Annotated in this window: 16 protein-coding genes and 1 pseudogene; 4 read left to right on the top strand and 13 right to left on the bottom strand. The window is 42.5% G+C overall.

Translation table 11 applies throughout. The features are described 5' to 3' along the window. Positions 1-50 precede the first annotated feature (50 nt). Together pepE and OD355_RS09325 are read left to right on the top strand one after the other, a co-directional pair. Positions 51-751 (top strand): annotated as a pseudogene (gene pepE, locus OD355_RS09330) (dipeptidase PepE). Between the two features lie 305 nt (positions 752-1056). Beyond that, positions 1057-2274, top strand: coding sequence for a TCR/Tet family MFS transporter (locus tag OD355_RS09325; protein ID WP_263038199.1), 1218 nt, complete (start codon positions 1057-1059; stop codon positions 2272-2274). A 7-nt stretch (positions 2275-2281) separates the two neighbouring features. On the opposite strand, the gene OD355_RS09320 is transcribed toward OD355_RS09325, so the two are convergent. From OD355_RS09320 to smc, 8 genes are all read right to left on the bottom strand, one after another. Next, complete coding sequence (locus OD355_RS09320) at positions 2282-3100, bottom strand: purine-nucleoside phosphorylase (RefSeq protein ID WP_263038198.1); 819 nt, start codon at positions 3098-3100, stop codon at positions 2282-2284. A 91-nt stretch (positions 3101-3191) separates the two neighbouring features. Beyond that, positions 3192-3770 carry an outer membrane beta-barrel protein gene (locus tag OD355_RS09315; RefSeq protein ID WP_263038197.1) on the bottom strand — a complete coding sequence of 193 codons (579 nt, stop codon included), beginning with the start codon at positions 3768-3770 and terminating at the stop codon, positions 3192-3194. Between the two features lie 148 nt (positions 3771-3918). Beyond that, complete coding sequence (locus tag OD355_RS09310; protein WP_263038196.1) at positions 3919-4305, bottom strand: DUF3127 domain-containing protein; 387 nt, start codon at positions 4303-4305, stop codon at positions 3919-3921. 62 nt (positions 4306-4367) lie between these two features. After that, positions 4368-5558 carry a proline dehydrogenase family protein gene (locus tag OD355_RS09305; RefSeq protein ID WP_263038195.1) on the bottom strand — a complete coding sequence of 397 codons (1191 nt, stop codon included), beginning with the start codon at positions 5556-5558 and terminating at the stop codon, positions 4368-4370. Between the two features lie 70 nt (positions 5559-5628). Then, the gene (locus OD355_RS09300; RefSeq protein ID WP_263038194.1) at positions 5629-5772 is read right to left on the bottom strand and encodes a hypothetical protein; all 144 of its coding nucleotides are present in this window, start codon (positions 5770-5772) and stop codon (positions 5629-5631) included. Next, positions 5769-6746 (bottom strand): YpdA family putative bacillithiol disulfide reductase, encoded by a 978-nt coding sequence (locus tag OD355_RS09295; RefSeq protein WP_263038193.1) that lies wholly within the window; start codon positions 6744-6746, stop codon positions 5769-5771. Before OD355_RS09295 ends, OD355_RS09300 begins: the two co-directional genes overlap by 4 nt. Before the next feature lie 248 nt (positions 6747-6994). Next, positions 6995-7936, bottom strand: a complete 942-nt coding sequence (locus OD355_RS09290; RefSeq protein WP_263038192.1) for an SDR family oxidoreductase — start codon at positions 7934-7936, stop codon at positions 6995-6997. Positions 7937-8030: 94 nt separating this feature from the next. After that, on the bottom strand, positions 8031-11552 hold the full coding sequence (gene smc / locus OD355_RS09285) for a chromosome segregation protein SMC (protein ID WP_263038191.1): 3522 nt from the start codon (positions 11550-11552) through the stop codon (positions 8031-8033). A gap of 1101 nt (positions 11553-12653) precedes the next feature. Here smc and OD355_RS09280 point away from each other — a divergent pair. Together OD355_RS09280 and carB are read left to right on the top strand one after the other, a co-directional pair. Next, entirely contained in the window at positions 12654-13397 is a 744-nt protein-coding gene (locus OD355_RS09280; RefSeq protein WP_263038190.1) for an NYN domain-containing protein, read from the top strand. 361 nt (positions 13398-13758) lie between these two features. Next, entirely contained in the window at positions 13759-15405 is a 1647-nt protein-coding gene (gene carB, locus OD355_RS09275) for a carbamoyl-phosphate synthase large subunit (RefSeq protein ID WP_263038189.1), read from the top strand. Positions 15406-15687: 282 nt separating this feature from the next. Here carB and OD355_RS09270 read toward each other — a convergent pair whose 3' ends face one another. The 5 genes from OD355_RS09270 to OD355_RS09255 all read right to left on the bottom strand — a co-directional run bounded on the left by OD355_RS09270 (position 15688) and on the right by OD355_RS09255 (position 18619). Continuing rightward, the gene (locus OD355_RS09270) at positions 15688-15951 is read right to left on the bottom strand and encodes a helix-turn-helix domain-containing protein (RefSeq protein ID WP_263038188.1); all 264 of its coding nucleotides are present in this window, start codon (positions 15949-15951) and stop codon (positions 15688-15690) included. Positions 15952-16113: 162 nt separating this feature from the next. Continuing rightward, on the bottom strand, positions 16114-16416 hold the full coding sequence (locus OD355_RS09265) for a helix-turn-helix domain-containing protein (protein WP_263038187.1): 303 nt from the start codon (positions 16414-16416) through the stop codon (positions 16114-16116). Between the two features lie 12 nt (positions 16417-16428). Then, positions 16429-16590 (bottom strand): type II toxin-antitoxin system RelE/ParE family toxin, encoded by a 162-nt coding sequence (locus OD355_RS13955; protein ID WP_382303537.1) that lies wholly within the window; start codon positions 16588-16590, stop codon positions 16429-16431. 351 nt (positions 16591-16941) lie between these two features. Next, on the bottom strand, positions 16942-18357 hold the full coding sequence (locus OD355_RS09260; RefSeq protein WP_263038186.1) for a Glu/Leu/Phe/Val family dehydrogenase: 1416 nt from the start codon (positions 18355-18357) through the stop codon (positions 16942-16944). A gap of 25 nt (positions 18358-18382) precedes the next feature. Next, positions 18383-18619: a CcmD family protein gene (locus OD355_RS09255; RefSeq protein WP_263038185.1), complete on the bottom strand. Its 237-nt coding sequence runs from the start codon at positions 18617-18619 to the stop codon at positions 18383-18385.

The raw sequence follows: 18619 nt of genomic DNA, 5'->3' as shown, positions 1-18619 counted from the left end.
GCTAAGGTAATATTCTATAATTTTTATTTAATATTGCTGAAATTATTTTAATGAATATACTATTAGCAAGCACTTCTGTGGTGTTTGGAAGTGGCTACCTGGAATACATCCGTGAAGAAATTGCTGCGCTGTTTACCGGTTTGGATGAAATTATTTTCATTCCTTATGCCCGCCCTGGTGGCATTACACATGATGAATACACTGCTAAAGTCGAACAATTTTTTAGTCTGCTAAATATTCACGTAAAGGTTTACACACCTTTGATGATCCCAGGCAAGCATTAAAAGCAGCACAAGGATTTTTTACAGGAGGAGGAAATACCTTCCTGCTCGTAAAAACATTGCACCAGCTTGACCTGATGGATGCTTTGAAAAGTGAAGTAACCCAGGGCAAACCCTATCTCGGCGCGAGCGCAGGCACAAACATCGCAGGCATAAATATGCAAACCACCAATGATATGCCAATTGTTTACCCGCCAAGCTTCCGCACAATGGGCTTAGTGCCGTTCAATATAAACCCGCATTACCTTGACCCGGTGGAAGGATCCATGCATATGGGAGAGACAAGAGAAACCAGGCTGATGGAATTTTTAACCCAGAACAGCACTCCTGTTGTCGGGCTCAGAGAAGGAAGCTGGCTGCGCGTGACCGGCGCAGATATTAGCTTACAGGGAAAATTACCTGCCAGGATATTTACAAACAATAAAGCACCATATGAATTAGCAACAGGCATGCTGCCGGCAGAGTTGTAAATTGGCAACTGCTATTGTGCTTAAGAACACAGCACAAACCCGATTCATGCACCTGGCAACTTTCTTTGTGCCTGGGTTGGTAAATTATAAACCACAACGAACACAAAAAATTCAGCAGCATCATAGAAAATGATCCTAAGTTTTGCACTCCTTGCGAAATGGCCTTCCGCAGACCCTGTGTGAAATTTTATCTCTTAACTAAAATGATAGCATAAGAAGGCAGCAGGAAATTTGGCATAAATTTTTAGCATCAAAGTGCGTGTTAAGCTAATCAATTTATATTACTTTACCTTTCAAACAACTTTATGAGAAAATCGGACAGCAAATCCATCTGGTTTATTTTTATTACACTTCTTATAGACATCACCGGATGGGGATTGATCATTCCTGTAATGCCCGACCTCATTGCCAACATTATCGGGGGAAACATCAGTGATGCGTCCTGGTACGGCGGCTGGCTCGGCTTTGCCTATGCATTTGCACAATTTCTTTTTGCACCTTTATTAGGAAGCCTGAGTGATAAGTATGGCAGGCGGCCGGTGCTGCTGCTGTCATTACTGGGCTTTGCGGCCAACTATGTTTTCTTGTATTATGCGCATACCATTGCGCTGCTATTCATAGGCAGGATTATCTCCGGTATTACAGGTGCAAGCATTACAACTGCATCTGCCTATATTGCAGACATCAGTACGGATGAGAACCGGTCTCAGAACTTCGGCATGATCGGCGCAGCATTTGGCCTGGGCTTTATCTTAGGGCCTATACTCGGCGGGTTGTTGGGGCATTACGGCGAAAGAGTACCATTTATGGCCGCAGCTATACTATGTTTCCTGAATTTCCTTTACGGCTATTTTGTATTGCCTGAATCGCTCGATAAACAACACCGCAAATCTTTTGAACTGAAAAAAGCAAATCCGGTAGGGTCACTGATGTTCCTGAAAAGCATACCTGCCGCAGGCAAACTGATCATCGCATTGCTCTTGGTGTTCATCGCTCAACATGCGGTAAACTCTACCTGGAATTTCTTTACCATGGAAAAATTCGGTTGGGATACCAAAATGGTGGGCATTTCACTTGGCGCCATTGGTTTATTCCTCGGACTTGTGCAGGGCGGGCTTATACGCATAACCAAGAAAAAACTGGGCGATGAAAAAAGCGTGTACTGGGGAATGCTTTTCTATGCCATCGGGCTATTCCTGATAGCATTTACTTCCAACCAATGGCTGGTGTTCTTATTCCTGGTGCCGTATTGTCTCGGAGGCATCGCGGGGCCTTCGCTTCAATCAATCATTACTTCACAGGTGGCGCTCAACGAACAGGGGAAACTGCAGGGCGCACTTACCAGCCTCATGAGCGCAACCGCTATGATAGGCCCACCGATCATGACCGGGCTCTTTCATTTCTTTACCAAAAAAAATGCCCCGGTATATTTCCCCGGAGCAGCTTTTTTATTAGGCGCATTTATTATGCTGGTAAGCTCAGTTATAGCTTACTATGCATTGCACCACAAAACAAAAAGATAAGTTGTAATTACAGGCACTCAACCAATCCTTTGAAGATAGCTGAGAGCTTAGGTTCAGCGGCTGTAGCAGCTTCCAGCACTTCTTCGTGGGTGATTTTATTTTCCGTTTCCCGTATGCCTTCGTCTGTAACCACACTGATGCAAAACACTTTCATACCGGCATGATTGGCTACAATGCATTCCTGCACAGTGCTCATGCCTACCAGGTCGCCGCCCAAAGCTTTGATAAGTCTGTATTCTGCATGTGTTTCGAACGTAGGCCCGGTAACGCCAACATATACGCCTTCTTTTAATTCATAATTTTTTGCCTGAGCGATCTCTTTAGCTTTTGCGATCAGTTTCAGTGAATAAGGCTCACTCATGTCCGGGAAGCGTGTACCTAATTCCTCAATATTTTTTCCTACCAGCGGGTTAGGCGTGAAAAAACTTACGTGGTCCCTGATAGCCACAATATCCCCTACTTTAAATGTAGGATTTACACTGCCTGCAGCGTTGGACAACAACAGTGTTTCCACACCCAGCAATTTCATAACACGCACGGGGAACGTAACCTGTGTGGTATCATAGCCCTCATAGAAATGAAACCTTCCTGACATGGCAACAACTTTTTTACCATTCAGTTCACCAAAGATCAGTTTACCGGAATGTCCTTTTACGGTGCTTACAGGAAAATGAGGTATCTGGCCATAGGGTATTTCCTTTTCAATTTGAATCTCATTTACAAGATTTCCAAGGCCGCTACCCAGTACAATGCCTGTTTGTACTTTGCCTGTATATTCACTCCTGATATAGTCTACGGTTTCTGTGAGCTGTTGTATGATTTCCATAATAAAAACGTTTTAACTACAAATATAACTTTATATATGCATAAGAAAGCCGGCAAAATTTGCCGGCTGGTATTTCATTATATTTATGTGATTATCTTCCCACTGGTAAAGTGTATCCTAAACGAAGGCCAACAAAGCCAGCGTTCAATTTATCATTGGATGTAGCTGATGCTGAAGAAGAGGAAATTTTATATTTATGATCAGCAGCTTCGTAACGTAAGCTCAGATCAAAACCTGCAACATTAGTACCCAATCCTATTCCATAGGCAAAACCAGGCTGGTATTTACCGGTAACTCCAGCAACCTTAGTTTCTGTGGTAGGAATGCTAACGCCCAATTGAGGATGAATATAAAAACTTCCAATACCGTATTTTACACCTGCTTTAATGGGTACAGCTCCAAAGTTTTTATATTCAGTATTATTTTCTTTTTTACCGAAAAATTGGTTATAACCTGCTGATAAGGTTAGCCCTATTGATTCATCAAAGTTGTAACCATACTGAAGATCTCCACCCACACCAAAAGTTTGTGTCTTGCTCAAATCACCTACTGGCAACATCGGGCTTATACCTATTGATAATTCTGAACCCGGTACCATCTGTGCTTGTGCATTATTAGCGGCGAATAATCCACCTACCAATACTGATAATGCTAAAAATGTCTTTTTCATAAATTTTTTAATTTTAATTTTTTAAATTATTGTCTCAGGTATTCCCTGTTTTCATTGTTATTATAACAATTTTATTTCGCAACAATCTATGTTAAACAACTACTATGCCAATCTTCTATAACAGTTGTTATTATGGTATTGTAAATATTTAAAATGGCAGATCATCTACAGGCTCTTCATATTCATTATCGGGCGTAAATGCAGGCGGCATGTCAGAATAACCGCTTTGCTGCTGGGCAATATTTCCTTCAGGCTCAATACGCCAAGCATCTAAATTGGTGAAGTAAAGATCTTTGCCGTCTTTGTTCCATTTGGTACCGCGTATATTAAAAAATACTTTGATTGTATCGCCTACCTGGAACCTGTCAAGCAAGGCAGTTTTATCCTGCACTGATTGAAATTTTATAAAGTTAGAAATGGTGCGCCCTCCTATATCGTCTGTTTTTTCAAGAACAAATTCTCTGGTTTTAAACGTTTCTGTTTTCTGTTGCACCTCTGATTTCTCAATTAATTTACCTGTAATTTCGTAAGACATTTTATTTATGATTTGTGATTTATGATTTGTGATGGTATCAACCTGTAATTTGTAACCTGCAATTATTTAATACTTTTCCTTCTTTCAATTTCATTGTTTATCAGCATAAGCTCTCTGCCTGTTTGCCCTTTTACGCTGGAGTTTTCTATAGCGCGGCGCATCAGGTAGGGAATCACCTCTTTCAGCGGGCCGTAGGGAAGGTACTTGCTTGCAGAAAAACCCATATCAGCCAGGTTGAACGTTATATCATCGCTCATGCCATACAACTGTGAAAAGTTTACATGCGGGTGATCTTTAGGCAACTGGTTATCCACGAGATAATTAGCGGCTATAAGATTACTGTATTCGTTGTGTGAAGCCACAATAAGGCTTATCTCATCTAAGTGTTGCAGGCAGTAAGTTACAGCCAGGTTATAATCCCTGTCCGTAGCTTCTTTATTGGGTTGGATGGGAGATTCGTAGCCTTCCACAAGCGCTCTTTCTCTTTCTTTTTCCATATAGGCGCCACGCACCAGTTTCATGCCCAGGATAAAACCGTTTGCCTTCGCAATCTGGTGGGATATTTTCAAAAAGTTGAGCCTGTCGTGCCTGTAGAGCTGAATGGTATTGAAAACAACGACTCTTTCTTTGTTATAGATCTGCATCATTTCCATGACCAGTCGATCGATCGGATCCTGTATCCAGCTTTCTTCGGCATCTATCATTATGCCTACATTGTTTTTTGCTGCGGCTTCACATATGGATACAATGCGTTCATGCACTTTCTGCCATTCTGCCACCTGTTCTTCATTGTCGTGGATGCCGCTGCGTACGCGTGGAGCATCGTTGAGCTTGTGCAGCAATTCAAAGCTGGCAATGCCCGTAACCTTCACGGCTACAAAAGGTATAGCATCTTTCTTTGCGGCATATTCAATCAGGCGTATGTATTCTTTGGTTGTTTTATTAAAACTCTCGTCATTGTCCTTACCCTCCACGCCGTAATCCATAATGGTTTTTACGCCGTATTTCGCAAGAAGGTCGGTAACCTTTTCTGTTTGCTCCAGCGTTTCGCCGCCTACAAACTGCCTGAAAATGGTGTTGCGTATAGCCCTGCGAATAGGAAACTTCGCTTTGATGAGAAAGGGTGTAAGCTTAATGCCCAAAGTAGAGAACACAGGCACTTTCATGGAAGAAAACAGCAATCTGGCATTTTTTAATTCGCTGTCTGTTTTATACCTGAATGCTATTTCCGAATTATTGAAATTAGACTCCATCGAACGGTTTTTAAGTGACAAATATCTTAAAAATTTGCCGGAAAACTAAATTAAAAACACTGAGTTGTGTTTATTTTTTAATCCTGGCAAGGCCGCCGATAAGCAGTCCAAGCATAAGCCCCACCAGCAGGCCCATGCGTATGTTTTTCATAACGATGCCCACTACAAAACTTACAACTACCAACAGTCCAATGGCAATGTTTCTTCTGCTCAATGGGTTAATTTTATTTGTGATTGAATATGCTGTATGATCAAAGAAGCATGTACACGGGAATTTTCTATAAACCAAAGATGCGTATCCATTCCGCCTACGACAACACCCGCAAGGTATAAGCCCGGCACATTGGTTTCCATAGTTTCTTTGTTGTACGCAGGATAATACTTGCCGTCACCGGAAAGCTGTATGCCGAAGGAACGCAGCATTTCAAAATCGGGACGGTAACCAGTCATCGCGAGCACAAAATCATTTTCAATTTCCCTGATACCGTCGGGAGTATTAACAACTACGCTACGCTCTTTTATTTCTTCAATGGTTGAATTAAAATAGGCTTTGATGCACCCTTCGGCTATGCGGTTTTCAATATCGGGTTTTACCCAATATTTTACTCTTCTGCCAATTTCGTTGCCGCGCACAACCATGGTTACATCGCCGCCTTTGCGGAATATTTCCAAAGCTGCATCTACTGCCGAGTTGCTGGCGCCCACCACTACTACTTTCTGGAAGGCATATTCGTGCGGTTCGGTATAGTAATGGCGCACTTTAGGCAAATGTTCGCCTTTTACATTTAAAAAAATGGGTGTGTCATAAAAGCCGGTTGATACAATCACCTTTTTTGTTTTATAGGTATGTTTGGCAGAGATGGAGATGAATGCATTGCCTTGCTTTGCTACCGATTCTATTTTTTCGTATAAATGTATCTGAATGTTCCTGTATGCCGCAACGCCGCGGTAATACTCTATGGCTTCTTTCCTTCCCGGTTTGGGCGCTACACTGATAAAGGGAATATCCCCGATCTCCAGCCTGTCGGCGCTGGAAAAGAAGGTCATGTATAAAGGATAGTTAAACAGGCTGTTTACCAGTGCACCTTTTTCTACTACAATATAGGAAAGGCCTGCTTTCTGAGCTTCAATGGCTGTTGCCAGGCCGATAGGCCCACCACCAATAATTAATATATCTCTTTCGATCATGCAGCAAAAGTAGTGAATTGGCTTAAGTAATCAGTGAATGAGTTATGTGGTTATGTAGGTATGAAGTTACGGAGTTATGTAGTTATCAAGTGTGGTCAGTTTAGTGATCAGGTTTAGCACTCAGCGATCAGCGATCAGCTTTCAGTGTTGAGCGATCAGGTTTCAAGCTATGCACTCAAATCCAAATCATAAATCAAAACTTTTTCTTTTCTCTTTCCTCTTTCCTCTTGTCCATTGTCAATTATCAATTAATCAAAGCTTTCTCTCAGCGCAACATCAAACGGTGTAGTTACAAAGCCCAGTTCTTTTTTTGCTTTATGGGTATTTAGCACAGAATAGGCCGCGCGTCGCGCAATTTCCGGACGTTGCCCGGAAGTAACCGGATGAATAAGGCGGGTATCTAAGTGAAGATGCTCAGCCACCTTCACTGCTATCTCGTAAGGCGTAAAGATCTCTTCGCCTGCAAGATGATAAAACCCTGTATTGCCGTGATCTAAAATATGGTTTATCATTGCACAGAGGTCATTTACATACAAGGTATTCCTGTGCTGATCGGTATAAACAAAAATCTCTTTATCTTGCTCAAGGCTGTCCTTTACCCAATGTAAAAACGTACCCCTGGATGCCTTCAGCAATTTTCCGTAAACCAGTATAATGCGCAATATGGCTGCCCTGCAACCTGACCTGGCAATCTCTTCCTCGGCCAGCGCTTTGGTTTCACCGTAATAATTGACAGGCTTTTTATCGTCAGATTCGGAACTCGCAAAGGGATGGTCAAAGATCATGTCGGTAGATAAGAATACCAGCTGGCTGTTGAACTTTTTACAGCATTCGGCTATATTCTTTGTTGCCAGTGTATTGGTCTCAAAAGCAGACTCCTTGTCCTGCTCGCAATCGTTCGGCTTGGTCATTGCTGCGGTATGCACTACTATGTCGGGCTGAATTTTTTCAAACAGAATAGCCACGCTCATCTCGTCTACAATGTCCATATCCAGCAAGGTGATGTACGCAGGCGCTACAGATTTTACAGGCGCTGTATTGGTAGCAATGGCAAATATTTTATCGTTGCGTTGTTTCCAGCTTTCCATCAGGTGCCTGCCTACAAAACCGGTAGCGCCTGTGAGTAAAATTTTCCTTGGTCGGTCTGAATTTCTGCCGGATGCTGTTTCTGCTGTATGGTTTGTTTTCATCCGTATATTGGGCTTTTTATAAGTCCGGTAGTTGGGGCGGTAAGCATATATCACACTTCATTTCGGTCAATATCCCAGGAAAAATATCAACCTGTTAATTTAAATTCCTGAAATCAACGGGCACCAGCTTGCTGATACCCGGCTCCTGCATGGTAACGCCATAGATCACATCCACCGCGCTCATCGTTTGTTTATTGTGGGTAACAATGATGAATTGCGAGTTTTCACTAAACTCTTTGATCATGTTGGTAAATTTACCCACATTGGCATCATCCAGCGGAGCATCTACTTCATCCAGAATACAGAATGGCGCGGGCTTGATGAGATAAATGGCAAACAGTAATGCCGTGGCCGTCAGTGTTTTTTCACCACCGCTTAGTTGGGTGATGGACGATGGGCGCTTGCCTTTCGGCTTGGCAACAATGTCAATACCCGTCTCTGCAAGATTGCCCGGATCAACCAATATCATATCTGCGGTATCATCTTCGGTGAACAAGGTTTTAAAAACTTTCTGGAAATTGTCGCGTACTTCATTGAAGGTAGTAAGGAACTGCTGGTTGGCAGTGGCTTCCACTTCCTGTATGGTTTGTATCAGGCTTTCTTTGGCGCTAACCAGGTCGTCTTTTTGCTCGCGGATAAATTCAAAACGCTTCTTCATTTCGGTGAACGCTTCAATAGCAGTAGGGTTTACTTCACCAATATTTTCCAAGCGCTTTTTCAGCCGGTCGGTAGTAGCCTGTAATTCTTCCAGCGGCGTATCTGTAGCGCGCGCTTCTCCTAAAATATCATCCAGCTCTACTTTAAACTCTACGCTCAGGCGTTCCTTCATGCCTGCTAACTGCAATTTCAGCTCATTGAGCTTATCTTTCATTTCATTCAGCAACAGATCGGTAGTTTCGCGCTCTTTGGTCTTTTGCCGCAAGGTTGCTTCTTTTTCATTCAATTCACTGCGCAAGGCGTAGTAGGCCTTATCTGTATCCGCCAGAACTGTTTCCTGCTCTGCCTTTTGCGAAGCCAGCGTTTGCAGGGAGGTCTCTTTTTCAGCGATGGCTGCATGTGCTTCAGCGATCATTGCCGAAGAATCTTTTAGCTGCTCTGTGTTGGCAGCTATCTCATCATTGAGTTGTTGTAGCTGGTTCTTTTTAAAATTCAGTTCCTGCTGCGCGGCAACCAGCTTGCTTTGCTGCCTGGTGAGTTCCAGGTTAGCCTCATTGAAAGAAGCAGATGCAAAATTGTATTCCTGCTCTGCCTGTATATAATCGCGTTCAATGATCTGCACTTCCTTAGACATGCTTTGGATCTGCTCATTAAGCTTCTCCAGCTCTTCTCTTGTGTTGGCGATGTTTTCGCGTTCTTCTGCAAGCTTACCTTCTGTATCTTGCAGTTTTTCAATGGCATTATTCTTTGCGAGAGAAAGGTTTTCAATCTTGTTCTTTAGTGCAAATATTTCATTGGAGAGCTGGTTTACATCGATCTCGAGCAGTTTAATGTCATTTTCTTTCAGCAGCTGGTTAAACTCCAATACCTGCGCCTGCTTTTTTTGTATTTCTGTTTTCAGCGAATTTACCACTGCTTCCTGCAGGATAATTTCATCATTGAGTTTTTCTAAATTCTTTGCACGGCCTATTTTCTTTCCTTCAAACAAGCCTACACTGCCGCCGGTGAGCGTGTAATTTCCCTTTACATACCTGCCCTCTTTTTCCAGGAGTATAATGCCATCGGTGTTTTGGCTAATGGCGTTCTCATCTTTTGCAATGAATACGTTGCCCAGCAGGTATTGAGCCAGCTTTTGATACTGCTCGTCTACTTCTATCACCTCCAGTGCTGGAATAGCGTCCGGCACATCTTTGGAGCTGAAGTAATGTTCGCTTACCTTATCCAGCAGGAAAAAATTAGCCTTACCTTTTTTATGATCATCCAGCAAGTGTACAGCCTGCAAACCTTCCTGCAAATTGTTAACCACATAATAGTTCAGGTAAGGCTCCAGCACATTTTCCACCGCTGCGCGGTATTCCTCTTCTACGTAAATAATGTCTGAAAGTATGGGTGAGCGATGGTTCCACTCGGTGTTTTTATGAAGAAATTTTACACTCTCCGGGTAGCCTTCCATTGAATCTATCAGGCTCTTCAAAAGCGCGTGTTCATTGCGTTTGGAGTCAAGCGTACGGTTTTCCCCTGCTAACTCGTTACGAAGTTTTTCCAGTTCCGACTGGGTGGAGAATATTTTCTGTTTGGCGCTTTCGTGCTGTTCGCGTGTATTTTCCAGTTGCGCACGTTTGTCTGCCGCAATCTCTTCTTTTTCCGTTAGTGCATTGTGCAGTCTTGCCAGTTCTGCTTCGCGTGCATTATTTTCCTCTGTGAGCTGCACCTGTGTGCGTACCAGGTTCTGGATATAGCTGTCGGCTACAGCTACTTTTTTTTCTGCATCAAACTGTGAACGCTGGGTTTGCAAATGTCCCGAACGCAGGTTTTCTGCCAGCCGGCGTTTCTCTTCATACACCTGTTTCTTATCTTCAATATTTTCCCTGGCTACAGCTATTTTATCCTGCAATTCATCCAGTATTTCCTGTGCTTCCGTAAACTGCAATGAAGCTGCTTCAATACCCTGGCTTAGATCGCTTACCCGACCTTCTGCTCTTTCTAAAAATATCTTATAACCGGTTTCTTTTTCTTTTAAATGTTCAAAACGTTGTATGGCCAGGTTGCGTTCATTTTCCTGGGTGCGCAGGTTTTGCAATAGCTCGTTGTAGCTGTGCTGCATTTCCTGCAATGCCCGTTCCTGCTCGTAGTAGCGGGTTTTATCGCCTTCGAGTTTAGCTTCTTCTTCCAGTATATCTTTATCGAGCTGTGCACGTTTTTCGGCTTCAAGCTGCGTTTTTTCTGTCAGGTCTTTGTAAGTAAAATTAAAACCTTCCAGTGCTGCCTTTGCCAGCTCGATGGATATTTCCTTATATTCTTTCTTTATTTCATAAAAACGTTCTGCCTTGCGAGCCTGGCTTTCCAGGGTTTTAAGCTGGTTATTGATTTCGAACAGGAGATCTTCAATGCGTGCCAGGTCTTGCTCGGTCGCGTCCAGCTTTAGTTTGGCTTCTTTTTTTCTTGTTTTGTAAATGGTGATGCCGGCAGCCTGCTCCAGCATGCGGCGGCGGCTGTTTTCCTTATCTTTGATAATGTCGTCCACCATGCCTAACTCAATAATGGCATAACTGTCTGTGGAAATACCTGTATCTAAAAATAGGTTGTGTATGTCTTTCAGGCGGCAGCTAACATCGTTGAGCCTGTATTCAGAATCGCCGTTTTTGTAAAACCTCCTGGTGACGGTGACAGTAGAAAATTCGGTAGGTAAAAGGTTTCTTGTATTTTCAAATGTAAGGCTTACTTCTGCCATGCCGCTGGGACTGCGGTTTTTACTACCGTTGAAAACAAGCGCATCGAGGTTTTCGCTGCGCAGTGCAGATATCTTCTGCTCGCCTATCACCCAGCGGATGCTGTCAATAATATTACTTTTTCCACAACCGTTGGGGCCTATAATGCCGGTGATGCCCTCATCAAAATTGACAATGGTTTTATCCGCAAAGCTTTTAAAGCCTTTAATTTCTAATTGTTTTAAGCGCACTTGTATCCTTAATTTAAATCAGGAAGGCGAAAATAAGATTTATTTGCGAGTTGCAAATCCGGATATGTTAATATTGTATAATTTGTGGACAAGCTGACGGGTGTGGATTTATCACCGTTTATGTATCACATCAAAGGTTGTTTTGGATACAAGGACAGTAAGTTTCACCAAAATCTAAAAGTAAGATCAACTTTGTCAGATGTTACATTCAAAGCGCTGGTTTATATTATAGATTTTATTTACCATGCATTTTCAAAAACCAACCCCTTTTGCACTATTCTTCCCCGCGCAACGACAGCAGGCTCAAGTTGCCGCTACTGCGAGCGAGGTACTCCGAAGAGTCCGGACTGCTTCAGACGGAGTAAAGCAGTCTCTTTCTTAGCTTAAAGGCCCGTGCGCTTTGCGTGAAATAAGAAATGTTCTTTTTGCCATTGCCGCAAAAAGAACCAAAAAGTCTAGTCTGCCTGAAGGTGAGCCACGCGCAGCAGCTAAATAAACGCTTCGTATCAGGCAGTTTTCGAAGAAGAAAACACAGGAAAATCGAAGAGTATAGAAGGTAAATGGAAAGGCAGAACTATTATTGGCCAAAAAATTGATACTTTAGAACATAGGAGTTTATAATGTAATGTGCTTCATCAAGCTCTCAATATTTTTCATTTGAAATAACCATAAAGATTAGGAATCTACACCAACCGGGAATGATAATAGAGAATTAAGGTTTTGGTTATTCCATGTGACAAACAGAAAAAATTAAATATTAACACATGAAATAGCCATAAGCAAAGTTGCATACCAACCGTTGATGAATAAAGGCTATTCCATGTGACCATAAAGAAAAAATAAAATAAATACACATGAAATAGCCATAAGCAAGGTTGAATACCAACCGCGAATGAATAAAGGCTATTCCATGTGACCATAAAGAAAAAATAAAATAAATACACATGAAAATGTCAATTGTAATTTACATAACGGGTCCGCTTTTCCGGCAATCCGTTATGTTAAAATAACGTATTTTCTAATTTTACGCCATCCTATTTTCAAAAGGAGGTTTTTGCCATACGTTTCTAAATTTTTACGAACTTCGGTAAAAGAAAAATTATGGATAAAACCAATTTCAATATAGCCGTATTGATTGATGGCGACAATGCACAACCTAAACTCCTGCAGGCGATACTGGAAGAAGTATCTAAATACGGCAAAGCCACCATACGAAGAATTTACGGCGACTGGACAAACAATAAAATGAATGGGTGGAAAGAGCTGCTGAACCAGCATTCCTTTAACCCGGTACAGAAATTTGCCTACACTACCGGCAAGAATTCCACGGACAGCTCACTGATCATAGATGCCATGGACATCCTGCACAGTAAGAATGTTGACGGCTTTTGCATTGTTTCCAGCGACAGCGATTATACCGGCCTGGCCAAGCGCATCAGGGAAGATGGTGTATTTGTAATGGGTATCGGTGAGAAGAAAACACCGATGGCTTTTATACAATCCTGTGAAATATTTACGTTTACAGAAAATATTGTAGAGGAAGTAGCACCCGCTGTGCAACCTGATAAAACAAAGAAGAGCGCATCGGTTAAACCAACAAACGCCCATAAAAAAGAGAAGCTAAACACTACGCTGATTGATAAGGCTTTTAATATCTCTGCCAATGAGGAAGATGAGGTGTATGTTTCTCAAATAGGCAATAACCTCAGGAAAATTGATCCCAGTTTTGACCCAAGAGCTTATGGCTTCAACAGCCTGACCAAACTTTTTGAAAGCATCCCGAAATATAAGATTGTGCGTAATACAACCAATGGTATCAGCCACCCGATCGTGAAACGGAAGTAATTAAAGATCTTTTTTCTTGCCATGAAGGCCGAAGGGAATAAGTCTTAAACACAAAGCTCACCAAGGAAGACACAAGGTGCACAATTTTTATACCTGTTTATGCCATGAAGGCCCGAAGTCACAAGTTGTAACCACGGAAGTCTCCCGGCTCCTTCTCCTTGGAGAGAAGGTTAGGATGAGGGGCCCGGGCAGGGATTGAAGCGGCATCCTCTGTGAAGCGCAGCGTAACAGAGATACAGCGAAAAGCCCGGTGCGAAGCAGCCCGCCAACAATTCTATCCGGTACGCCTGGAAAACTTTTGCTGAAAATCGCTGAATGCAATAGCCAAAAAAACTATATTTGCACGATTTATTTTACCACTATGCCAAGAGACAACTCCATAAAATCTGTATTGATCATAGGTTCAGGCCCAATCGTAATCGGCCAGGCCTGCGAATTTGACTATTCAGGCTCCCAAGCCGCACGCAGCCTGCGAGAAGAAGGCATTGAAGTAACGCTGATCAACAGCAACCCTGCCACCATAATGACCGACCCGATGATGGCCGATCATGTGTACCTGTTGCCACTGACCGTGGAAAGTATAGAAAAAATCCTTGACGAACATAAGATCGATGCCGTACTGCCTACCATGGGCGGGCAGACAGCCCTGAACCTGTGTAAAGAAGCAGAGGAACTGGGCGTATGGGAGAGATATGGCGTAAGGCTGATAGGCGTGGATATTAAAGCCATTGATAAAGCGGAAGACAGGGAAAAATTCCGCCAGTGGATGATTGAAATGGGTGTGCCTGTTGCACCTGCAAAAACAGCAAACAGCTACCTGGAAGGTAAAGAATTTGCACAGGAAATAGGTTTCCCGCTGGTTATCCGCCCTTCCTTTACCTTAGGCGGTACAGGCGGAGGCTTTGTTCACTCTAAAGATGACCTGGACAATGCGCTTAACCGCGGCCTGAACGCTTCGCCCATACACGAAGTGCTGGTAGAAAAAGCAGTGCTTGGCTGGAAAGAGTTTGAACTGGAACTGCTCCGCGACTCTGCCGATAATGTGGTAATTATTTGTACAGTAGAAAACTTCGACCCGATGGGCGTGCATACCGGCGACAGCATCACCGTGGCACCTGCCATGACGCTGAGCGATACGGCATTTCAACTGATGCGCGATACGGCTATCCGCATGATGCGTGAACTGGGCAACTTCGCCGGCGGTTGTAACGTGCAGTTTGCACTGAACCCTGCCACCGAAGAAATCATTGCCATTGAAATAAACCCCCGTGTAAGCCGCAGCTCTGCGCTGGCATCTAAAGCTACCGGGTACCCTATTGCTAAAATAGCCGCCAAGCTGGCAATCGGCTACAGGCTGGATGAACTGAAAAACCAGATCACGCAAAATACTTCGGCTTATTTCGAGCCTGCACTTGACTACGTGATCGTGAAAATACCACGCTGGAACTTTGACAAATTCAAAGGTGCAGACGATACACTGGGCTTGCAGATGAAATCTGTAGGCGAGGTAATGTCTATCGGCAGAAGCTTTACTGAAGCCATTCAAAAAGCCTGTCAGAGCCTGGAGAATGACGCTTTGGGACTGGGCACTTACGGCAAGAACGTGATGAACGTGGATGAAATAATTGAATACATAAAAATACCCAAGTGGGACAGGATATTCCGTATTAAAGAAGCGTTGATGAAAGGCGTACGTAAAAAAACAATCGTGGAAGCTACGCGCATCGACAGGTGGTTCATTAACCAGATCGCGATTATCTGCGACATCGAAAAAAAACTGGGCGAATATTCACTCGATACCGTTCCGGCCGAATTGCTGAAAGACGCTAAGCGCCACGGCTTCAGCGATGCACAGATTGCTTATGTACTGCTGAAAGACTGCTCGGAAGATGAGGTATACGAGAAAAGAAAATCGCTGGGCATTAACCGCGTATACAAAATGGTAGATACCTGCGCGGCAGAGTTTGAAGCCAAGACGCCTTATTTTTACAGTACTTTTGAAGGGTAACGTTGCTCTTTACTAAATTATTCTTATACATGCCCGCTTAGCCGCGGGCAATTTTTTTGAGTAGTTTATGATTAACATCCGTCTGCAAATAAAATTACACGCCAATACCAATCATTCTTTTTTTTGCCAGAATTGGAATTTAATCAGGATATTAATAATTGGCTTACGGAAGATTTTTTAACAGCCGGGCTCCAAAATGCTCAATTTGCAATGGATTTCTTCATCGAAGGTTTTCTCCGAAAATGTTTTTTCAATACTATTTAAACGCTTGCTTTCTATTAATTAGAGTTGTAATGTTAGCCTTAATTGCCCTCCCAAACCTGTCCGGATTATCTTCATTAAGGTTGAAAGCCGTATATCGCTTGCGTTATTTTCTATTCTTGAAATATAAGATTTGTTTGTCCCACATTTTTCAGCAAGCTGTTGTTGTGTCAAACCAAGTTTAAGTCTTGCTTCTTCAAGCAAAACGCCAAGTTGAAACGTTTCAAATTCCTGCTCCCACTGCTCCCTTTTTTTGACCCCTCGTTTACCATATTTCTTGTACATAAAATAGGGTCAATATCATTTCTGAAAAATTACCGATATGTATTATAGCTTGTTCCGCGTGGATATTTTGTACAAAAGTTCAAAAATGAACATTCAAACTGCAGCATATTTCAATCTAAGTCATTCAAACATGTTCTCAGCAAAAGATTTTCATCGGAGTTATTATTGGATTGTCAAATTTATTTTTCGGCCAAGCCCAAATTCGATAAGTTTATAAAGGGTTGAAAGTTGAATGTCGCTGTGACCATTTTCAATTCTTGATATGAAGCTTTTTCTTGCGCCAATTTTTTGGGCAAGTTGCTCCTGTGTCATTTGGGCTAATTTTCTTTCTTCCTTAATCAGTTCTCCAATAGCAAACGACTTAGCTTTTATTTCAAATTCGGTTCTTTCTTTAGTTCCCTTTATGCCGTATCTCTTGTCAAGATGTTGGGCAAAAGTTTTGATATTTTTATTTTTTGTGTCCATCTTTACTTTCTTTTATTCTTTAAAATATTCCACCATTAATTTTTCTGCTTTTTTCAATTCTTTAAGCGGTGTTTTCTGAGTTTTCTTATGAAATCCATTAAATAAGACAACCAAATTTCCTTTGTCGAAACAGCAAAATATCCGGTAGATATTACTTTCATATTCAACCCGGATTTCAAAAAGCCCTTAGCGCCTTCAATACTTTTCAAAAATTTTGTCGGAACACGTTCGATAATCGTTATCATAAAAAGCACTTCGTCAATTTTGGCCTTAACTTTATCGCTTTAGGTTTCAAAAAAGTTTTCGAAATGGTCTTTATAAAAACAATTTATCTGATAATTTCCATTTATCAAAGTTAACGAATAATGGAACATAATCAACAAAAAAGGAAGTATCATATATTTTAATATTGCTGTAAATAAATATTGAGGTCTTGGCGGAGGCCTGAAATTAGCTAAATGTAGTAAGTCTAAATCAAAAAATGCCGGTAAAATTCCCGGCATTTTTTCTGATTCTTCCTGAAAGTTACGGGAAAATACCCAGCTCTTCGTAAGCCCTGGCTACTTTTTGTATCGCTACCAGGTAAGCGGCTGTGCGCATATCGTGCACTTCTGGATGCGAATGCCATACATCCATAATTTCCTGCGTAGCAGAAATCATGGTTTCTTCCAGGCCGCTGTGCACCAGGTCTATTTCATCTGCTCCGTGTGCAATGATTTTCTTGTCTCTTTCCGGCACCTGCCTGCCGGTTAATAATTCAAGCTGGTTGATGATGCGTTTGTTTACATTTTCAGTGAATCTTTTTTCCATCCTGCCGTAACGAACGTGGCTGAGGTTTTTTAACCATTCAAAGTAAGAAACGGTAACGCCTCCGGCGTTGAGATACATATCCGGGATCACCACCACACCTTTGCGGATAAATATTTCGTCTGCTTCCGGCGTGAGGGGGCCATTGGCTGCCTCGCCGATTATTTTAGCTTTAATTCTTTCTGCATTCCCTTCATGGATTACGCTTTCCAGCGCTGCGGGGATAAGGATATCACAATCCAGCTCCAGTGCTTCAGCAGAATTTTCAATGAATATAGAACCCGGGAAATCTTTCACCGAGCCTGTATTTTTCCTGTGGAAGAATACATCTTCCTCATTGAGCCCTTCTTCATTGTAGATAGCTCCTTCTTTTTCTGCGATGCAGATAATCTTTGCACCTCCCTGCCTGAAGAATTTAGTGGCATAAAAGCCTACATTACCCAAACCCTGCACAACCACTCTTTTATTTTCAATACCTGTTGTAAGGCCTACTTTTTCCATTACTCCGGGTATGTTGCACACTTCACGTACGCCGTAAAAAACACCGAGTCCGGTAGCTTCTTTCCTGCCGTTTACACCGCCCTGCGAAATAGGTTTCCCCGTTACACATGCCAGCGCATTGATATCGTCCGGGTTCATAGAAGTGTAGGTATCTGCAATCCACGCCATTTCACGCCCGCTGGTACCGTAGTCAGGAGCCGGCACATCTATACCCGGGCCGATAAAGTTTTTCTTTACCAGCTCTGATGTATAGCGGCGGGTGATCTTCTGCAATTCAAATTCACTGTAGTTTTGCGGATCTATCCTGATGCCTCCCTTACCTCCACCGAAAGGCACGCTGACAATAGCACATTTGTAGGTCATCAGCGCAGCAAGCGCCATTACTTCATCCTGGTTTACATCCGTACTGAAACGTATACCGCCTTTACACGGAGTACGGTGGTGAGAGTGCTGTACCCTGTAAGCTTCAATTACTTCGATGCTGCCATCGTCGCGCTTTAAGGGAAAGCGTATGCGCAATACGGCGTTACACGCTTTAATCTGTTCCAGCAGGCCCTTGTCGAAATCGGTAAGGGCAGCGGCTTTGTCAAAACTTTTTATGACATTTTCGAAAAAGTTTGGTCGGTTTGACATATTTGAAATTTGTTTATTGTGAAACTTAACTGCGAGAGGAGTGAGCATTTGCCTCTTTCTCTATCTTGCTTATTTTTTTATCCAACAGATACAGATATAAAAACAAGCCGAGCACAATGAGCACCACTACGGCCATAACCACGTATATCTTGCCGTTGCTGTTCATAAAGCCTGTTTGCTGCCGATCGGCTGCCTGCGCAAATGTGCAGAATGAAAAAAGAAATAAAACTGAAGTGAAGCATATATATTTCAAGCGTTGCAT

The sequence above is a fragment of the Haoranjiania flava genome, assembly GCF_025631005.1.
GTDB classification, from domain to species: Bacteria; Bacteroidota; Bacteroidia; order Chitinophagales; family Chitinophagaceae; genus Haoranjiania; species Haoranjiania flava.
This window is presented reverse-complemented; position numbering and strand designations above follow the sequence as displayed.